The sequence below is a fragment of the Thermosynechococcus sp. NK55a genome, from assembly GCF_000505665.1.
Lineage (GTDB): Bacteria > Cyanobacteriota > Cyanobacteriia > Thermosynechococcales > Thermosynechococcaceae > Thermosynechococcus.
In genome coordinates this window covers 1,446,164-1,463,924 of record NC_023033.1, presented here as the reverse complement: position 1 = coordinate 1,463,924, position 17,761 = coordinate 1,446,164, and the positions used below count along the sequence as shown (strand labels likewise).

16 protein-coding genes are annotated in these 17,761 nt (G+C 54.4%); 6 read left to right on the top strand and 10 right to left on the bottom strand.

All coding sequences use genetic code 11. The annotated features are described in order from the left end of the window. The first annotated feature begins 12 nt into the window (after positions 1–12). From NK55_RS07070 to hemB, 4 genes are all read left to right on the top strand, one after another. A complete protein-coding gene (locus NK55_RS07070) occupies positions 13–1,455 on the top strand; it encodes a deoxyribodipyrimidine photo-lyase, 8-HDF type (RefSeq protein ID WP_024125077.1) in 1,443 nt (480 codons plus the stop codon). 89 nt (positions 1,456–1,544) lie between these two features. Then, positions 1,545–2,369, top strand: coding sequence for a type I methionyl aminopeptidase (gene map / locus NK55_RS07065; RefSeq protein ID WP_024125076.1), 825 nt, complete (start codon positions 1,545–1,547; stop codon positions 2,367–2,369). Between the two features lie 5 nt (positions 2,370–2,374). After that, on the top strand, positions 2,375–2,923 hold the full coding sequence (locus NK55_RS07060; RefSeq protein ID WP_024125075.1) for an NUDIX hydrolase: 549 nt from the start codon (positions 2,375–2,377) through the stop codon (positions 2,921–2,923). Between the two features lie 153 nt (positions 2,924–3,076). Continuing rightward, a complete protein-coding gene (hemB, locus tag NK55_RS07055; protein ID WP_024125074.1) occupies positions 3,077–4,063 on the top strand; it encodes a porphobilinogen synthase in 987 nt (328 codons plus the stop codon). Here hemB and NK55_RS07050 read toward each other — a convergent pair. From NK55_RS07050 to NK55_RS07040, 3 genes are all read right to left on the bottom strand, one after another. Then, positions 4,060–4,608 (bottom strand): NADPH-dependent FMN reductase, encoded by a 549-nt coding sequence (locus NK55_RS07050; protein ID WP_024125073.1) that lies wholly within the window; start codon positions 4,606–4,608, stop codon positions 4,060–4,062. The two genes, hemB and NK55_RS07050, sit on opposite strands and share 4 nt — an antisense overlap. Positions 4,609–4,669: 61 nt before the next feature. Further along, positions 4,670–5,704 (bottom strand): hypothetical protein, encoded by a 1,035-nt coding sequence (locus NK55_RS07045; RefSeq protein WP_024125072.1) that lies wholly within the window; start codon positions 5,702–5,704, stop codon positions 4,670–4,672. 59 nt (positions 5,705–5,763) lie between these two features. Beyond that, complete coding sequence (locus NK55_RS07040; RefSeq protein WP_024125071.1) at positions 5,764–6,345, bottom strand: PAP/fibrillin family protein; 582 nt, start codon at positions 6,343–6,345, stop codon at positions 5,764–5,766. A gap of 107 nt (positions 6,346–6,452) precedes the next feature. Between NK55_RS07040 and NK55_RS07035 the strand changes: the two genes are divergently transcribed. Then, positions 6,453–7,592: a glycosyltransferase family 1 protein gene (locus NK55_RS07035; protein WP_024125070.1), complete on the top strand. Its 1,140-nt coding sequence runs from the start codon at positions 6,453–6,455 to the stop codon at positions 7,590–7,592. Here NK55_RS07035 and NK55_RS07030 read toward each other — a convergent pair. Next, entirely contained in the window at positions 7,589–8,743 is a 1,155-nt protein-coding gene (locus NK55_RS07030; protein WP_041429125.1) for a class I SAM-dependent methyltransferase, read from the bottom strand. The two genes, NK55_RS07035 and NK55_RS07030, sit on opposite strands and share 4 nt — an antisense overlap. Continuing rightward, entirely contained in the window at positions 8,743–11,685 is a 2,943-nt protein-coding gene (gene pruA / locus NK55_RS07025; protein WP_024125068.1) for an L-glutamate gamma-semialdehyde dehydrogenase, read from the bottom strand. Before pruA ends, NK55_RS07030 begins: the two co-directional genes overlap by 1 nt. 455 nt (positions 11,686–12,140) lie before the next feature. Here pruA and priA point away from each other — a divergent pair, with 455 nt between their 5' ends. Further along, on the top strand, positions 12,141–14,582 hold the full coding sequence (priA, locus tag NK55_RS07020; protein ID WP_024125067.1) for a primosomal protein N': 2,442 nt from the start codon (positions 12,141–12,143) through the stop codon (positions 14,580–14,582). Here the strand turns inward: priA and cruF are convergent. The 5 genes from cruF to NK55_RS06995 all read right to left on the bottom strand — a co-directional run bounded on the left by cruF (position 14,538) and on the right by NK55_RS06995 (position 17,737). Next, positions 14,538–15,452, bottom strand: a complete 915-nt coding sequence (gene cruF / locus NK55_RS07015; protein WP_024125066.1) for a gamma-carotene 1'-hydroxylase CruF — start codon at positions 15,450–15,452, stop codon at positions 14,538–14,540. The genes priA and cruF overlap by 45 nt on opposite strands. A gap of 70 nt (positions 15,453–15,522) precedes the next feature. Continuing rightward, positions 15,523–16,218 carry an energy-coupling factor transporter transmembrane protein EcfT gene (locus NK55_RS12430; protein WP_024125065.1) on the bottom strand — a complete coding sequence of 232 codons (696 nt, stop codon included), beginning with the start codon at positions 16,216–16,218 and terminating at the stop codon, positions 15,523–15,525. Between the two features lie 21 nt (positions 16,219–16,239). Next, the gene (locus tag NK55_RS07005; RefSeq protein ID WP_024125064.1) at positions 16,240–16,953 is read right to left on the bottom strand and encodes a TrkA family potassium uptake protein; all 714 of its coding nucleotides are present in this window, start codon (positions 16,951–16,953) and stop codon (positions 16,240–16,242) included. A 32-nt stretch (positions 16,954–16,985) separates the two neighbouring features. Further along, on the bottom strand, positions 16,986–17,273 hold the full coding sequence (locus NK55_RS07000; RefSeq protein ID WP_024125063.1) for a glutaredoxin family protein: 288 nt from the start codon (positions 17,271–17,273) through the stop codon (positions 16,986–16,988). Beyond that, entirely contained in the window at positions 17,270–17,737 is a 468-nt protein-coding gene (locus tag NK55_RS06995) for a VOC family protein (protein WP_024125062.1), read from the bottom strand. Before NK55_RS06995 ends, NK55_RS07000 begins: the two co-directional genes overlap by 4 nt. Between the last annotated feature and the right edge of the window lie 24 nt (positions 17,738–17,761).

Genomic DNA, 17,761 nt, shown 5'->3' with positions numbered 1-17,761 from the left:
GATTGACTGACCATGAGCCTACGCCTGTTTTGGCATCGTCGCGATCTGCGCCTCAATGACAACCTGGGCTTGGCTGCTGCCCACACCCGTACCCCCAAAGTGGTTGGTCTTTTCTGTTTTGACCCCGCGATTCTCAGCGCCTCAGACATTGCCGCAGTGCGGGTAGCCTACCTTGTTGGTTGCCTACAGGCTCTGCAGGAGGCCTATCAGCGACTTGGGGGGAGCTTTTTAATTTTTCGTGGTGACCCGCGTCAGATTCTGCCCCAAGTGGCCAGTGGTTTAGGGGCAGTGGCGGTGCACTGGCATGAGGATGTGGAACCCTATGGACGGGGGCGCGATCGCGCAGTGGCTGCTGCCCTCAAAGAAAAAGGTATTGCTGTGGAAACCGCTTGGGATCAACTCCTGCATCCCCCAGAGGCTATACAAACTCAACAAGGACAGCCCTACACCGTCTATTCCCCCTTTTGGCGCAACTGGTCAAGCCTAGCGAAACCAGAGCCTGTCCCTACCCCCAGCTACCTCGAACCCCTCACCGAAATAGAACAGGCAACGGCGCGCACCTTGGGGGCGATTTGTCTCCCCACCGCTAAGGACCTGGGATTTCATTGGTCGGGGGAACTGATCCTTGCTCCCGGTGAAGCCGCTGCCCAAGCACAACTGGAGACATTTATTGACCAGCACATTCAAGACTATGGGGAGCAGCGCAACTATCCGGCGCAGCCCGGAACCTCCCTCTTAAGCCCTGCCCTCAAGTTCGGCGTCATTGGGATTCGCCATGTCTGGACAGCCACTCAGGCCGCTATGGCCGCAGCCCGCAGTGAAGAGGGACAAAGGAGTATTCGCACCTGGCAGCAGGAATTGGCTTGGCGGGAGTTTTATCAGCACGCCCTCTACTGGTTTCCCCACTTGGCGGAGCGTCCCCATCGCCAAGGATTTGCCACCTTCCCTTGGCTGAATAACGAAGCGCACTTTGCGGCTTGGTGTGAAGGTGCCACGGGTTACCCAATCGTGGATGCTGCCATGCGGCAACTCAATGAAACAGGCTGGATGCACAACCGCTGCCGTATGATTGTGGCCAGTTTCCTCACCAAGGATTTGATCATCAATCCCCAGTGGGGTGAGCGCTACTTTATGCAGAAACTCATTGATGGGGACTTGGCAGCCAATAATGGCGGTTGGCAGTGGAGTGCCTCCAGTGGCATGGACCCAAAACCCCTGCGGATTTTTAACCCCGCCAGTCAGGCGCAAAAATTTGACCCGGAAGCAGAATATATTCGGCGTTGGCTTCCAGAAGTGCGATCGCTGGACACTACAGATTTAGTGACGGGCAATATTTCCCCCCTAGAGCGACATCGCTGTGGTTATCCTTTGCCGATTGTGGATCACAGGCAGCAACAGCGGCGATTTAAGCAGCTCTATCAAGAGCATTTTCGTTCACCAATCCCTCAAGAATAACAAGAATAAACAAATAAAATTTACATTCCCCTGATCAGCGCAACAGCGTTATCCTGAAAAAGAAAGATTTTTGCGGTAGCATCGCGCCCATGAATATTCTTGGTAGTCTGCTCACTCCCTCCCCCACCCCTGTCCAAACCCGTCCCCGCCGTGGTATTGAAATTAAGTCCAAGCGCGAAATTGAGATTATGCGGCAGGCTTCGCGCATTGTGGCGACGGTGCTCAAGGAAATCTCCCAGATGATTGAGCCAGGGATGACAACGGCGGATCTCGATGCCTATGCCGAGAAACGTATTCGGGAAATGGGGGCAACCCCTAGCTTCAAGGGCTATCACGGCTTTCCCGCATCCATTTGCGCCTGCATCAACAATGAAGTGGTTCATGGCATTCCTAGCCCCCGCAAAGTGATTCGCAATGGCGACATTGTGAAAATTGACACCGGTGCCTATTACAACGGCTTTCATGGCGATTCTTGCATTACGATTCCGGTGGGGGAAATTTCCGAAGAGGCCGCTAAGCTGGTGAAAGTGGCCGAAGAAGCCCTCTACCGCGGCATTGAGCAAGTCAAAGAAGGCAACTACCTCATGGATCTGGCGGGTGCCATTCAAGATTATGTGGAAGCCAATGGCTTCGTTGTCGTTGAGGATTTTACTGGCCACGGCGTAGGGCGCAATCTCCATGAAGAACCTTCGGTATTTAACTTCCGCACCCATGAACTCAAGAATGTGCGGCTACGGGCGGGGATGACCTTGGCTATTGAACCCATTGTGAATGCGGGGTCAAAACAGGTGCGTATTTTGCGCGATCGCTGGACGGCGGTTACAGTTGATAATTCTCTCTCTGCTCAATTTGAGCACACCGTCTTGGTCACCAAAACAGGCTACGAAATCCTCACCGATCGTACCCTCGTCTAACCCCTATGACTAAAATCCCCCCCGAAGTCCTCGAGCGCCACTGCTTTTGTCGCAGCCGCAAGTTTACCTTCGAAGTCAATCAATACCGTCTGCCCCATGGATCTGTCTCGATCTTGGGAACTGTGCGGCACCCAGGGGGGGCACTGGCTGTCCCTGTAAACCCAGAGGGAAACCTGATCCTTGTCAAACAATATCGCTTTGCTACTGAGGAGTATCTACTGGAGTTTCCAGCAGGCACCGTTGAGGATCATGAAAATCCTTTTACCACGATTGAGCGGGAAATTGAAGAGGAAACCGGCTACCGCGCCCACCATTGGCAAAAACTGGGGGAGTTTTACATTGCCCCCGGCTATTCCGATGAAGTGATCTATGCCTATTTGGCTACCCAACTGGAGAAACTAGAGGTACCCCCACCTCAGGATAGCGATGAGCACATTGAAATTGTGGAGTTTTCTCTATCTGAGTTGGCAGCCGCCATTCATAGTGGTCAAGTAAAAGATGCCAAGACCGTCACTAGTTTCTATCTGGCTTTGCCCTATCTTCAGCCCGCTTGAGCACTGAGGTTTTTGTAAACGTTCGTAAGCATCCTCAACCCCCCACAGTCTTGATCCCTTAAGGTGAGATAATGCGGAAATAATCCAAAGGTTCTATGTGCTGATCCACAGCCGTTTGAACTGGGACATGAGTGAGTTTTTGATTGTTGAATTATGGAGCTAACCCATCGGCCTCGCCGTTTACGCCGCACGGCTCAAATTCGTCGCCTGGTGCGCGAGCATACCCTAACTACGGCGGATTTGATCTATCCGGTCTTTGTCATGGAGGGGGAAGATCAGGTGCAGGAAGTCCCCTCGATGCCCGGCTGCTATCGCTATAGCCTGGATCGCCTAATTTTAGAGCTGAAGGAGGTCTATGCCTTGGGAATTGGGGCGATCGCCCTATTTCCCTTGGTCCCTGAGCATCTCAAGGATAATGCTGGCACCGAAAGCTACAATCCCGATGGCCTGGTCCAGCGATCGCTACGAGCGATTAAGGAAGTCTTACCTGATTTGCTCATCTTTACGGATGTAGCCCTTGATCCCTACAGCAGCGAAGGCCACGATGGCATTGTCAAAGATGGCGAAATTCTCAATGACGAAACTGTAGAGGTGCTGGTCAAACAGGCAGTGAGTCAAGCGGCTGCGGGGGCCGATTTTGTTGCCCCCTCGGATATGATGGATGGCCGTGTCGGTGCCATTCGGGCGGGTCTGGATGCCGCGGGCTATACTCATGTGGGAATTCTTGCTTACTCTGCGAAATACGCTTCCGCCTACTATGGCCCTTTCCGTGATGCTTTAGACTCAGCTCCCAAGTTTGGCGATAAAAAAACCTACCAAATGGATCCCGCCAATGTCCGCGAGGCAGTGCGGGAAGTGAGCTTCGACATTGAGGAAGGGGCAGATATTGTCATGGTGAAACCTGCCCTTGCCTACATGGATGTCATTGCGCGGCTAAAGCAGGTGAGCGATGTTCCCGTGGCTGCCTACAATGTTTCTGGCGAATACGCAATGGTGAAAGCTGCCGCCCGCAATGGCTGGATTGATGAGAAAAAAGTGGTCCTAGAAACCCTACTGGGCTTTAAGCGAGCAGGTGCCGATGTCATTCTCACCTACCATGCCAAGCAGGTGGCGCAGTGGCTGCAGGAGGGATTGAACTAGGCCCTTGCTTCTCGGAGTTGACGGGTGGTTTGAATCCAACTGGCAATCAGTTTGTCCACTCGCTCCTCGAGCTTGGGATCGCTCAATTGCCCCTCGGGTGTGAAGGCTTGCCAAGCCTGACCAATGGCCACCTGTTCTGGAATCACCCAAGCATGCACCCAGCGCAGAATCACCCGTAGATCGTTGAGGGCATTGCTGTTGGTTTGGCCCCCGAGGACACTCATCATGGCGACTACTTTGCCGCTGAGATGTTCAAAGCTCAGGAGATCGAGGGAGTTTTTTAGCACACCGCTGACACTGCCATGGTACTCCGGTGTCACTAGCAAAATGCCATCGGCTTCCTTGACCTTAGCTTGAAAGGCGGCCACATCGGGATAGTCGGGGTAGCTCTCAGCACCTGTGCAAAAGGGAAGCCTCATCTGCCGTAGATCAAGACGTTCAACGGTAACCCCTCGGGTGGCTGCTTTGGCAATCGCAGCATCTAATGCCCTTTGGGAGTAGGAGCTATCCCGCAGACTCCCTGCCCAACCAATGAATTTGACCATAAACAAACTCGTAATGACTATGATTTATTATATGAAATTTAGATTTGTGAAGACATCCTCCCTAAGAGGGAACTTCACTGAGGGAAATGGAGCCACCCGTGGCCATTTGAGCAATGACTCGTTGTAACTGTGCGAGCGATCGCTCCGCCTCGGTGTAGCGATCTTTCCAGTGTTGCACAGCGGTTTCCTGCTCCCGTGCCTGCTGCGCTTGATGGAGAATTTGCTCTTGAAGTTCCGCAATTTGGGCTTCTAGGTGTTGTAGCCGTTCCTGTTGTTGGCGAGTGCGGGCTTCCAATTCTTGGTTGTAGTGTTGGGTGGTCATATATTGCAGGCGCTGCTGCTGATAGTCCCGTTCTAATTCCTGTAGCTTGGTTTGAGTTTTTAGTAGGGTTTTACTGAGTCCCTGAATAACCCTGTTTTTGCTGGTCTGTGATCCTTGAGCCTCTTGCAGCGCACTAATGATCCGTCCCTGGGTTTCAATTAAATGATTGGCTTGGGTGAGGCGACGATTGAGATCATCTATTTGGGTTTGGCGATCGCTCAATTCTGAGCGGGCTTGTTCAAGGCGAGTTTGTAGCAGTGCTTTTTCCTCTTGGACTTGGCGCAGTTGCGCTTCCAGGAATTGGCAGTCCTGTTCCCGTTGCCGCAGGAGACGATGGCTATGCACCAATTTAGCTTCAAGGGCATCTTGGGCCTTGAGTAGCCGCTCCACCTCCTGATGTAGGTGCTCAATTTCCATTTGCGATTGCTGAAGAATGGTTTCCAAGGATTGGCGATGGTGGCTCATTTCTGCCAGCTCCTGGGCACAGGTGGCTTGGGAGCGCAATTGTTCTTGAAGGGCAACGATCGCCTGTTGTTGAATCTGAGCTGTTTCCTCAGTACGGGCCAGCAAATCCTCGAGAAACGCCTGATTGCGCAGTTGTTGCTTTAATTCATCAATGTAGTGTTGACACTGATCAATGGCTTGCTCTAAGTGCTGGATGCGCCGTTGGCTATTCTCGCCCTCTGCACCAGTTGCCAGTGAGCTTTCCGTCAGAGGCTCAGAGATAGTTGGGTTCCATGGAAAACTAAGTTGCTTGGGGGGCTGTGTTTCCATTGCAGGGGATGTGAGAATGGTGCCACTCTTCCTTAGTCTAAGGGTATCGGGAATCGGGACTAAACCCGGGTTAAGACAAAGAGGCTGCCTTCATTGCCGCGGCTAATTCGCAAATCTTCATCGAGGTAGGTAATGTCAAGCCAGCCCTGTTGATCATTGCTGTTGAGGGGCACATCTAGGGCCATCAGCGGCTGACGGCTGTGGAGTTGGGGAATGAATTGGGCGGGGGAGTAGTAATTCAACCACTGGCGCAGGCCAACAATGGAACGTTCAAAGTACACCTGTACCCGCTGTTGGGTCAAGGGTTCAAATCGGGCCAACACGCTGATAATTCCCTCAAGGAAGGGCAATCCATAGAGTTCAGCAATGTTGTAGATGCGCTGCTGCTGCGGACGAATGCACTGATAAATTTGCCCCAGCTTCACGAGGGGAGAGCGATCTAAGGCGAGAAGGGCCTGACTACTGGTGTAGATCAATCGCCAATCCCCAGCTAATTTTTCAGGGGCATTGAGGGGATCCGAAGTGGGATTCATGCCTTCCAGGGAAGCAACAAGGGCAGCTACCTGTTTGCGATCGCGCGGTGTGGCTAGCAGACCTCGATTCAGGCCAGCGATCGCCATCAATAACTCAGCTTTTGCCACAGTTTACCCCTCCTTAATCTAAGGAACTTTTTCGCCCTAATGGGTTGCGTCAAGCCCCCCCTAATTCGAGAATGGGAGAAATCCCCCTCGCCCTTCAGGTTAGCGAAATGCGGATCGCGCTATTTACTGAGACATTTTTGCCTAAAATTGATGGCATTGTTACCCGTTTATGTCAAACTGTCCGACATCTGCAGCGGAATGGCCATCAGGTGCTAGTGGTGGCCCCCGAGGGCGGGTTAGACCATTACGAAGGCGCGCGCATCTATGGTGTCTCCGGTTTTCCCCTCCCATTGTATCCTGAACTCAAATTGGCCCTGCCGCGACCCGCTATTGGCAAAGCCCTAGAGGCCTTTGAACCCGATCTGATCCATGTGGCCAACCCAGCTGTCTTGGGCTTGGCTGGTCTGTACTATGCCCAGAAACTCCAATTGCCCTTGGTGGCCTCCTACCACACCCACTTGCCCCAATACCTGAAGTACTATGGCTTGGGTTTTCTGGAGGAGCTCCTCTGGTTCCTCTTGCGCTGGGGCCATAACCGCGCCCAACTCAACCTGTGTACCTCAACGGCCATGGTGGCAGAGCTGAAAGCCCATGGGATTCGCCATCTGGATCTCTGGCAGCGGGGGGTAGATGTGGAATTGTTTCATCCACAACGCCAAAGTCAAGAAATGCGCCACTTTCTCAGCCAGGGGCATCCAGAAGCCCCCTTACTGCTCTACGTTGGTCGTCTCTCTGCTGAAAAGGAAATTGAGCAAATTAAGCCAATTCTTGAGCAGATTCCCCAGGCACGGCTGGCTCTGGTGGGCAATGGCCCCCATCGCGAGGCCCTGGAAAAACACTTTGCTGGCACACCCACCCATTTTGTCGGCTACCTGCGCGGTGAACGCTTAGCAGGGGCCTTTGCCTCTGCCGATGTCTTTGTCTTTCCCTCGCGCACGGAAACCCTTGGCTTGGTTCTCTTAGAAGCAATGGCGGCGGGCTGTCCTGTGGTGGCTGCCAATAGTGGGGGAATTCCCGATATTGTCACTGATGGGGTAAATGGGTTTTTGTTTGATCCAGCAGACCCTACGGGAGCCATTACCGCTTGTCAGCGCCTCTTTGACTCTCCGGGCGATCGCGAGACCCTACGCCAAAATGCCCGCCAAGAAGCCGAACGCTGGAGCTGGGCGGCAGCCACGCAGCAACTAGAGCAGTACTACCAGTCAGTTTTGCCAGTTCCCCAGCGGGATGTGGCTCTTAGTCATTAACCGAATCCCTGAATCGCTTCCCTGAGTTGCGGTAGATCGAGGCTGGCTTGCTTTCCTTGAAGAACGACGTAAAAGCCCCCAAGGCCAAGGGGATCAATGAGTTGGTGGAGTGATTGATGGCGGTTGAGGGCTTGCAGGAGATTGCCATTACTCTGTTGTTGTGCCATTAGGCGATCGCCCAACCCCAAAGCCATGAGAAATAAACTCTGGCGGGTGACATAGAGGGTTTCAAGACCAAATTGCTCACCATAGCATGTTAAAGCGGTTACATCCACATGGGCCGTAATGTCCTGCTCGCCAACAAAGCAGTAAGGATTATCGTGGCAGCGGTGTTGGTAGTAGCACTGCAACGTGCCGCCACAGCGGGCGGGATGATAGTATTGCCGGGCGGGATAACCATAGTCAATGGTGAGAACAAAGCCCCGCTCTAGGTGCTCACTTAGATCCTTGAGCCATGGGATCAGGTTCAAATTCACCTCAGTACGGTAGCCGTCGCTGTAGCCCTGCTGCTGCGGATCAATGCCAACGGTGGCAAAGTACTCGTGAATGCGATTGTCGCTGAGGGGACCCAAAACCTCTTGAAACGCTCCCTGGGCATTGAGGCTGACATAAATTTCATGCCAGTTGCCCCCCTGCCATTGCAGGCGATGTACGGGAAACGCATCCACCAGCTCATTGCTAAAGATGCAGCCAACACTGGGTTCACAGGCGGTGTCCAAGCCTCGCCAGCGCAGGCGATCGCCCCAAGGTGCCAAGCGTTGCCGTTGACGTTCCTGTAAACGGGGGGATTGCTCTTGAATTTGGTACTCAAGGGCAGCAAAGAAATCGGGATAGGTCCCTTGGCTGTAGCTTAAGACCCCCTCGGCAAAGTGGCCTTCACCGCCACCCATCTCCAGGAGGATAAATCGCTGCGGTCGCTCTAAGGCGTGCCACATCTGCACAAAAGCCTCAGTGAGCAGTTCCGCAAAATCCCTCGTGAGACTACTGGAGGTGATAAAGTCGCCGCGCCGACCAATCTGCAGTTGGGGACGATTGTAATAGCCCCCCTGTGGTGCATAGAGAGCCAAGGTCATAAACTCACAGAAGGAAATGGCGCCCGCTGCTCTGATGCGCTCCTGAATCTCGGCCAATAACGGAGTGCTTTTTGGCATCAGTCATCTACCCCGGCAATGGGGGCAAACCCTTGACGCTGGACATTCTCGGTAATGACGCGCGGTTCAAGGAATTGCAGTAGGTAATCGCGTCCACCGGCTTTGGAACCAAGGCCCGACAGCTTAAAGCCACCAAAGGGCTGCCGATCCACGATCGCCCCTGTAATCCCACGATTGATGTACAGGTTCCCTACAGCAAATTGGGCTTTGGCCTGCTGAATATGGGAGGGCGTCCGCGAATACAGCCCCCCTGTCAGGGCATAGGCGGTGGCATTGGCAATTTCAAGGGCTTGGGTGAAGCTTTCTGCCCGTAGTACGGCTAGCACCGGGCCAAAAATTTCCTCTTGGGCGATCGTAGCTGTGGGGGGCACGTTGGTAAAGATCGTGGGCGAGACAAAATAGCCCACCTCCGGTACCGGTACGCTCAAGGCGAGTTCCGCTTCTTGCTGGCCTTTGGCAATGTATTCCTGAATGCGATCGCGGGCGGCGGCCGTCACCACCGGTCCGACACGGGTACTGGGCAAGTGGGCTGGCCCAATATTCAGGGACTTGGTGGCCGCTACTAAGCGCTCCACAAAGGGTTCGTAGATGGACTCAAGGACAATCACCCGCGAACAGGCGGAGCATTTTTGGCCGCTATAGCCAAAGGCGGACTGTACAACCCCCGCCACTGCCTGATCTAAGTCGGCACTTTCGTCAATGATGATGGCGTTTTTGCCCCCCATCTCGGCAATCACCCGCTTGATATGGGTTTGTCCCCGCTGTAACACTGCTGCCTCAGCAATAATGCGGCAACCCACCTCTTGGGAGCCAGTAAAGGCGATGAGATGCACATCGGGATGTTTGATTAAATAGGGGCCAATCACGGAGCCAGGTCCGGGGAGAAACTGAAACACCCCCGGCGGAAAACCGGCGGCAATCAGGATCTCCGCTAGTTTGGCAGCAACCACGGCGGCGGGATCCGCAGGCTTGAGAATCGTGCAGTTACCTGTCACTAAGGCGGCCACGGTCATACCTGTGGGAATCGCCAAAGGAAAGTTCCAAGGAGAAATCACGACCGCAATGCCGCGCCCTTGGTAGTGGTAATGGTTTGTTTCGCCGGGAAAGTTGCGGTCATAGCCGCCGCTGAGGCGCTCCATTTCATCGGCGTAGTAGCGGCAAAAATCAACGGCTTCCGAGACTTCGGCATCCCCTTCTGCCACCACCTTGCCCACTTCGTAGCACATCCAAGCCACTAGTTCATGGCGCTGTGCCTCTAGGAGATCTGCTGCCCGCCGTAGCAGAGTTGCCCGTTCGGCCACGGGGGTCTGTTGCCATTGGGCTTGAGCGGCTTTGGCAGCCCGGATCGCATGCTCGGCATCTTCAATGGTGGCCAGGCCAACCCGACCGACGATTTCCTCCGGCTGCGAGGGGTTCAGGGAGTGACTGTATTCGCGGCGATTGACGCGATCGCCATTGATGATGGGGGTATAGGTGTGCCCCAGTTGGCGATGGACATGAATTAAGGCCGCTTGAATGGCTTCCCGCTGGCTGGCTCGGGCATAGTCACTATTGGCAGCATTGACAAAGGTTGAAGTCTTGCCCGTGGTCAGATGGACGTTCACAGCCGCAAAGTCCGCCGTTGGTTCCGGTGGTGCCAGTAATTCCTCGACGGCCACAGCCCCCAACTGTTGGCGTAAAAAGGAACTGTTGGCGGTATTTTCCAAAAGCCGCCGAATCAGGTAGGCCATCCCCGGAATGAGATCGCCATAGGGACAATAGACCCGCACCGTTTGCCCTGCGTCCACCAGTGCCTTGGCCAGTTTATCGGCCATGCCGTAGAGAACTTGGCATTCCATGGCTGTGGGCGGAATGTGCTGCTGTTGAGCGATGGCGATCGCCCGCGCTTGGGAACGCACATTATGGCTAGCGATCGCCGTACGCAAAACCGTATGGTGACTCAGGAGCAGTTCAATGATGCGCTCAAAGTTGGCATCAGTGTCCTGTTTGTGTTGATAGACGGGCAATGGCCAATGATGTTGTACCGCCTTAATGAGTTCCTGATCCCAGTAGGCGCCCTTGACCACCCGCACGGTAATTGGTGTGCCCCGCTGTTGCACCCAAGTAATTAGATCTTGGGCATCTTGGTAGCTATCCCGCAGATAGGCCTGCAGTGTTAGCCCAATATCGGCGCGATCGCGAAACTCTGGCTCTAGCAAAATATCCTTGAGGATCGCCAAGGTAATGTCTTTGTAGGCATACTGTTCCATATCAAAGTGCACCGCCACCCCCAATTCTTGGGCACGATGCAACAGCCGGCGAATCGGCTCTCCCACCTTGGCCCGGCAGCCAGAAACATCCAAAGGATCAAACTGGGAGTAAAAGGCCGTCAGCTTTACGGAGACCTGGACTGGATTCAGGCCCTCCCGTTGGCCCAAGGGACTGAGGTGCTCCATCAAATCAAGGTAGCGATCGCAATACTGCTGTGCCTCTGCCTCCGTAATCACAGCTTCCCCCAGAATATCCATCGTCACCAGCATGCCCTGCTTGCGCAGACGGCCAATGGTTTTCAGCACCTGCTCGGTAGTTTCACCGGCAATGTACTTGTGGGCAAGGGCTTGAACTGCTGTTGTGAAGGTGGTTGCCGCTGCTTGGGCGGGCAGGGAATCCGGCTGGGCAAAGTTCAAGAGTTTTTTCAGGCCGGGCGGCAACTCCACACTGGGGTCACTGAGGTACTCCTGCAAGTGGCGTGCCACCTCGGTTTTGCTGCGCAGACTCGGCAGACAGTCAATGAGGCGAAAGAGTTGTACCCGTAGACCCGGATGTTCCATAGCCCAGCCGAGGAGCTTATCTTCAATGCGCATTTGCTCCCGCAGTTGGCTAAAGAAGTTGCGTGACTCTTGGCTAGCCGCCCACAGTTGACGGGCGATCGCGATCGTTTTTGCTTCGTAAAGACCGGTCATGGAGAATGTTAGGTGAGGAGCAGTTTTTCCTATTTTCCCATGTCCTCTCAAGCAAACAACCCAATTCTCGGTGGGGACAAATAAGACAAATCAATTGACGGCTGGCTCGCACCAAGCAAATGTGCTCCGACACCTTAGCCAAGGCAACCCTGATGATCCGTATCGTGGTAAAACTGGCGGGTGTGATATTGGTTGTTAAGACTGTCCCCTTGGGAAAGTGGCGCGCCACAGGGCACAATCTCCCTATTTGGCCAGCAAGCCCTGGGGCCTACTAGGCCTGCAGCACCTTGTCCAAGCAGCGACAGTTGAAACGATGCCCATCGGGATCAACCACGACCCGAGGAGGCGATATAGTCGCCATGGCAGTTGGGTTGGGGTAAATTGCCGTTTTGGGCAAGGATAGGAAGTAGCAGCAAAGTTCTCCCAAGGCTGCCATTCATGGCTCTCCCCGCAAGATGACGAGTTCCTATTTAGGATTTCCCTCTCATGAAGGCCCTACCTACGCCAGTGTGCTTGTGGACTGTCCGGGGGCAACCGCAGCCTATACCTACCAAATTCCTAGGGGTTGGCAGGTGCAGGGGGGAGACGTGGTGGAAGTGCCCTTTGGCTCTCAGGTGGCACGCGGGATTGTTCTAGAGGTGTTGGCGGCATTGCCCCCATCAGTCGAGCCCCAGCGGTTGCGATCGCTCCTTGAGGTGGTTGACCAGCAGCTTTTTCCCAAGGACTACTGGGCCCTGTTAGAGCAGATTGCCACCTACTACTGCACACCTTTTATCCAAGTGGTACGCACTGCTCTGCCGCCGGGGGTTTTGGGGCGATCGCAACGGCGGGTACGCCTGCGGCCACAACAGGGGATCCCCCCCCTTTCGGAACAAGGGCAACATCTACTGCGCTTTCTCCAGACCAAAGGCAGTGGGGACTACAGTGTACGCTACCTCCAGCAACAGCTTCCCAAGGTTCAGCGGGCCCTCCAAGAGCTCGAACGCCTTGGCCTAGTGGAAACCTACTTAGCGGCACCCGCGAGTCAACAGCCAAAACAGCAACAGGCAGTGATACTCCTCAATAGTAAAGGGGAAACCTTAACGCAGCGGCAGCGCCAAATCCTCCGCTACTTGCAGCAACAGGGTCGCGATTGCTGGCTACAGGAGGTGCTCAAGGCCACGGGCACGACCCCCCAAACCCTCCACCGCCTTGCTGCTAAAGGATACATTGCCATTGTGGAGCGGCAGCACTGCCGCACTGAACGGGGGATAGCGGTGACACCCGATCGGCCAAAAACACTGACGACGGCCCAAGCCACTGCCCTGCAAGTCATTTCAAAACACCTAGACTGTGCCCAAACGTTTCTCCTACACGGGGTCACGGGCTCGGGTAAAACGGAAGTCTATCTGCAAGTTATTGCTGAGTGTCTAGGGCGAGGGCGATCGGCCTTGTTGCTGGTGCCGGAGATTGGCTTGACACCCCAACTGACGGATCGAGTGCGAGCCCGCTTTGGTGAACGCCTGTTGGTTTATCACAGCGGTCTCAGCGAGGGAGAGCGCTACGATACTTGGCGATTGACCCTGATGCCGGAGCCACGGGTAATCATTGGCACGCGCTCGGCGGTACTGCTGCCTTTGGTGGGCTTGGGTTTGATCATTCTCGATGAAGAGCACGACAGCGGCTACAAACAGGATCAACCTCAGCCCTGCTACCATGCCCGCACTGTTGCCCAATGGCGATCGCGCCAGCAACAGTGTCCCCTGATTTTAGGAACCGCCACCCCTGCCCTCAGCACTTGGCAGGCTGCCCAGGAGGGACAGATTCACCTCCTTTCCCTACCTCAGCGCATTCATGCCACCCCCTTACCCCCCATCACGATCGTGGATATGCGCCAAGAATTGCACCGTGGCAACCGTTCGATGCTCAGCCGTCCGCTTCAAGAAGCGCTGGCGAATCTTCAGGGACAGCAGGCGATTCTCTTTGTACCGCGGCGGGGTCACAGCACGTTTGTCTCCTGTCGCAGTTGTGGCACAGTGATCTACTGTCCCCATTGCAGTGTGTCTCTGACTGGGCACCTCTTTGGCGAAGAAATGGAAGTGCTGCGCTGCCATTATTGCAACTACACTCAGGGGGTGCCGCAGCGCTGTCCCAGTTGTGGGTCCCCCTATCTCAAGCCCTTCGGTGGGGGAACGCAGCGGGTGGTGAGGGAACTGAATCGCCTCTTTCCCCAGTTGCGAGTACTGCGCTTTGACAGTGATACCACCCAACGCAAGGGTGCCCATCGCCAGTTATTGACTCAATTTGCAGCCGGCGAAGCCGATGTGATGGTGGGGACGCAAATGCTGACGAAGGGAATTGATTTGCCGCAGGTCGCCCTCGTGGGAATTTTGGCTGCCGATAGTCTCCTGCACTTGCCCGATTATCAGGCGGCAGAACGCACGTTTCAAATTCTCACCCAGGTGGCGGGGCGATCGGGTCGAGGGGCGCATCCCGGTAAGGTTATTCTCCAAACCTATGTGCCGGATCATCCAGTGATTACAGCAGTCCAAGCCTATGACTGGGACAGCTTTGCTACCCAGGAGCTCAGTAGCCGCGCCCCCTTGGGCTATCCCCCCTATGCCCAACTGATCCTGCTGCGCTTGAGTAGTCCTGATCCTGAGGAAGTAGCCACAACGGCACAGGCAATTGCCCAACAACTCCAGATCTTGGCCCCGGTTTCTCAGGGAGACTGGGAACTCCTTGGCCCCGCCCCCGCCGCGATCGCCAAAATTGCTGGCCGCCACCGCTGGCAAATTTTACTCAAGGGCAAATTACTGCAAAGTTCTGAACTCGGCCAAGCCCTGATGCATCTCAAGGGGCAATGTCCCCGCTCAACCCGCCTCAGTATTGATGTTGACCCCCTGAACTTTCTCTAAGGGTGCTTCGGCAAACCACCACAGGGCTGTGACCGGCACGACCCCCAAAACAAATCCCAACGTTACCGGAATCCAAAAGCGTTGATCCAAGGACGTGAGCGTAATCATTGCCCCAAAGGCAAAATTCACCAGATACACCACCAAGGGGGTAATCAGTTGTCCACGGTTGACGACCATTGGCTTTGGCCACCAAGTGATCATCGCCAGTCCCATAAACACGGCTCCTGTGCCCGTCCAGCCCAGAATATTGCGGTAGGGCATACCAAAGAACTCACCCACCTCCTGAAATTGCCAAAAGGGAATCGTGGTTTGACTCATGGCCGGATCAAGGACAAAATCCCAAGCCGTTAAAAAGATGGCTCCCAAGCCTACCGTCATCAAAGCTGCCCCCAACCCCACGCCTTTGCCTTCCCGCCGGGGACGACTAATGAAACCACTGTAGGCCAAAAGAAACGTGACTAGCCCCATATAAAACCAAGAAAGGGGAATCGTGAAGGGTACTAACCCAGCAATTTTGTAGCCCAAGCCACTGAGGTAACCGTAATGGCCAAAGGGAAAGCCGGTACTCGTCCCCAACAGTTCACTGGTGAGGGAAATGCCCACCGCTGGCAGCAAAAAGCTAAGGAGTTTGCCAAGGCCAAAGTTGCGATAGGTATGAAGGGCGATCGCCAGCGCACCCAGGATAATATAAACTACGCCGCCATTCCCCATACTCCATTGAAAAAGTTGCTGACCCCACGCGGGCAATGCCAAAATAAACTCGGGACGGGGTACAACGAGGAGCAACCCCGCTAAGCCAAAGGCCATCGCCACAATATGGCCAACGAGGCACACCTGCTCCGCAACGAAAAGCGTGTTCTTGGGTTTCATAGGGGCAATCTCAAAGGGGCAACCGTTTACAAATGTTAATATGTTAATGTATCACTGTTCCCACCATTGGCTATTCACTCCAAAAAGGCAGTTTGATTTCCCCAAGGGTGTCATAGGTTGCCAATAACCCTGCCCCTATGCTAGCAATCAGCGTGAGCCCCCAACTCCACGGTGCTCCCTCAGAAAATTGAGGACGACGGTGGAGGATTTGCCCATAACCCCGTAGCCGCATTGCTAGGTAAATCTGCTGGGATCGTTCTTCGGTGCGAATTAGAAAGCTGCCAATCACTTGCCCCCAAGGGCGAAGACGGCCCCAACTCAACTGAAATCCTCGCAGAAACAGAGCCTGCTGCATTTGCGCCAACTGTCTCTCCAGCTCAAAAAGGTAGCGATAGGTCAATGCCAGGGTATCCACCAACAGCGGCGGTAGCCCCCACCAGCGACAGACGCGCACCCACTCGCTAAAGGTGAGGGTGTCGAGCAAGACCACTCCCAGAGCCAGACACAGCAGCAGGCGCCAAGGGAGCAGGAATGACATCGGCCACGGGGTTAGTGCCAAAAGTGCCCACAGCCCTAGAAAAAAGAGCCACATCTGCCGTAGACGTTTGCCCAAGCGCTCCCAGGGGAGGTGGCTCAGGGTGTAGAGCAGCACCACCAGCACAGTCGCGATCGCCAGGCTGGGCCAGCGCTGCAAACTGCTAATACAAAGAATCCATAGAAAAATAGCTAATACCCGTGCGGGGGGCGACCAGTGATGGAAGCTCAACAGCCTAGACCTGGGTTTGTCTCAGTGAATGTGCTGACTACGCAAAAAGCGCTCAATATCGTTATTGTCACCAATCACCACCATGATGTCCCCTTGATGCAGCTTCTGGCTGGGACTGGGATTGATTTCAAACTTATCATCAAAGCGCAGGGCAATCAGGTTCAAACCATAGCGACTGCGGAGTTCAACCTCCGCAACTGTACGGCCATGAAATGCTGCGGGTACTTTCACTTCCACAATACTCTTTTGCGGATCGAGGTCAAGACAGTCTAAAATCGCAGGTCGAGTGAGCGATCGCGCCAGTTCACAACCTGCCTCATATTCTGGAAAGACAACCCGGTCGGCCCCTACCCGCTCTAACAATTTCTTGTGAACTTCCGATGAAGCCTTAGCAATAACCTTGGGAACACCGGCTTCCTTGAGGTTGAGTGTGGTAATAATACTGGCATCCAGGTGATTGCCAATGGCCACAATGACCGTTTCAAACTCAAAAATTCCTGCCTCCTTCAGGGCTTGAGGATCGGTAGCATCCAATTGAATCGCATGATCCACAATGTGATCTTGGAGGACTTGATTCACTAGCCGCTCCTGATTGTCACTGCCAAGCACCTCATAGCCCATTCCATGCAGGGTTTCACACACCCCGCGGCCAAACCGTCCTAGGCCAATGACCGCAAACTGCTGCGAGAGCTTGACGCCACGGCCACGAAAGAGCATCGCTCCCAGGTCTACCATGCGTGAGTTCCTTCTTGGTTTTGCTATGCCGATTATGCACCTGAATTGGCCGCCGCTGATCCAGTTCCCTTGGCCAATTCCTGGAGACGTTGACGAATGTGGGCCACCGAGGCACGGGGGGAAAGTCGCGGCACAGACATCACTTGGGCCCCAATCACTAGGTAGAGAACAGGAATCTCGTACTGGTAAGCCTGCCACCAATCTTCACGGCTGGTGATGTCGCGTACCTCGAGGGTAAATTCCCTCAAGGTGGCCAGCTTTTCCTGCAGTCCTTCACAGAGGTGACAGCCCGGCTTGCTGTAGAGAATCAGATGACTCACGGTTGCGGTGCAGAAACGAGGGGGGTATCCCCAATCTTACGGTAATCCCGCAGACCAAAAATGGCTTCTGGGTGGCGGTAGTGTTTAATTTCAATCAGGTTGTGGAAGGGGTCTGCAAGAAAAAAGGTTTGGTGCTCTAAGGGGGTATTGGCAAAGCGGGTACGGGGTGGTTGGTAAAAGTTCAGCCCCTTGTGGATCACGCGATTGCAGAGATTTTGCCAGTCTGCCTGCCCCAAGAAAATTAGGCCAAAGTGGCGCGGATAGATTCCTTTGGGGGCCACCAAGGGTTCCTCGGTGACATGGGCCACCAGTTGATGACCATAGAGCTTCATGATCAGGCAGTGGGGATTTTCCCGCCCCGGTTCGCACCCCAAACCATCAATGTAGTAGGCCTTGGTGTCGGTGAGATTATTGACGGGAAAGGCCAAGTGAAATAGCACTGGAGCGATCGCCAACTGAGCCATAGATTTCTCTTGAAGGAAAATGGC

What these genes read in the sequence shown, in the direction of transcription:
- pruA (WP_024125068.1), bottom strand. Translation starts at nt 11,685, where the DNA reads ATGACCGGTCTTTACGAAGCAAAAACGATCGCGATCGCCCGTCAACTG.
- cruF (WP_024125066.1), bottom strand. Translation starts at nt 15,452, where the DNA reads ATGAAACCCAAGAACACGCTTTTCGTTGCGGAGCAGGTGTGCCTCGTT.
- NK55_RS07070 (WP_024125077.1), top strand. Translation starts at nt 13, where the DNA reads ATGAGCCTACGCCTGTTTTGGCATCGTCGCGATCTGCGCCTCAATGAC.
- priA (WP_024125067.1), top strand. Translation starts at nt 12,141, where the DNA reads ATGACGAGTTCCTATTTAGGATTTCCCTCTCATGAAGGCCCTACCTAC.
- hemB (WP_024125074.1), top strand. Translation starts at nt 3,077, where the DNA reads ATGGAGCTAACCCATCGGCCTCGCCGTTTACGCCGCACGGCTCAAATT.
- NK55_RS07035 (WP_024125070.1), top strand. Translation starts at nt 6,453, where the DNA reads ATGCGGATCGCGCTATTTACTGAGACATTTTTGCCTAAAATTGATGGC.
- NK55_RS07005 (WP_024125064.1), bottom strand. Translation starts at nt 16,953, where the DNA reads ATGGTAGACCTGGGAGCGATGCTCTTTCGTGGCCGTGGCGTCAAGCTC.
- NK55_RS06995 (WP_024125062.1), bottom strand. Translation starts at nt 17,737, where the DNA reads ATGGCTCAGTTGGCGATCGCTCCAGTGCTATTTCACTTGGCCTTTCCC.
- NK55_RS07045 (WP_024125072.1), bottom strand. Translation starts at nt 5,704, where the DNA reads ATGGAAACACAGCCCCCCAAGCAACTTAGTTTTCCATGGAACCCAACT.
- NK55_RS07050 (WP_024125073.1), bottom strand. Translation starts at nt 4,608, where the DNA reads ATGGTCAAATTCATTGGTTGGGCAGGGAGTCTGCGGGATAGCTCCTAC.
- NK55_RS07030 (WP_041429125.1), bottom strand. Translation starts at nt 8,743, where the DNA reads ATGCCAAAAAGCACTCCGTTATTGGCCGAGATTCAGGAGCGCATCAGA.
- map (WP_024125076.1), top strand. Translation starts at nt 1,545, where the DNA reads ATGAATATTCTTGGTAGTCTGCTCACTCCCTCCCCCACCCCTGTCCAA.
- NK55_RS07060 (WP_024125075.1), top strand. Translation starts at nt 2,375, where the DNA reads ATGACTAAAATCCCCCCCGAAGTCCTCGAGCGCCACTGCTTTTGTCGC.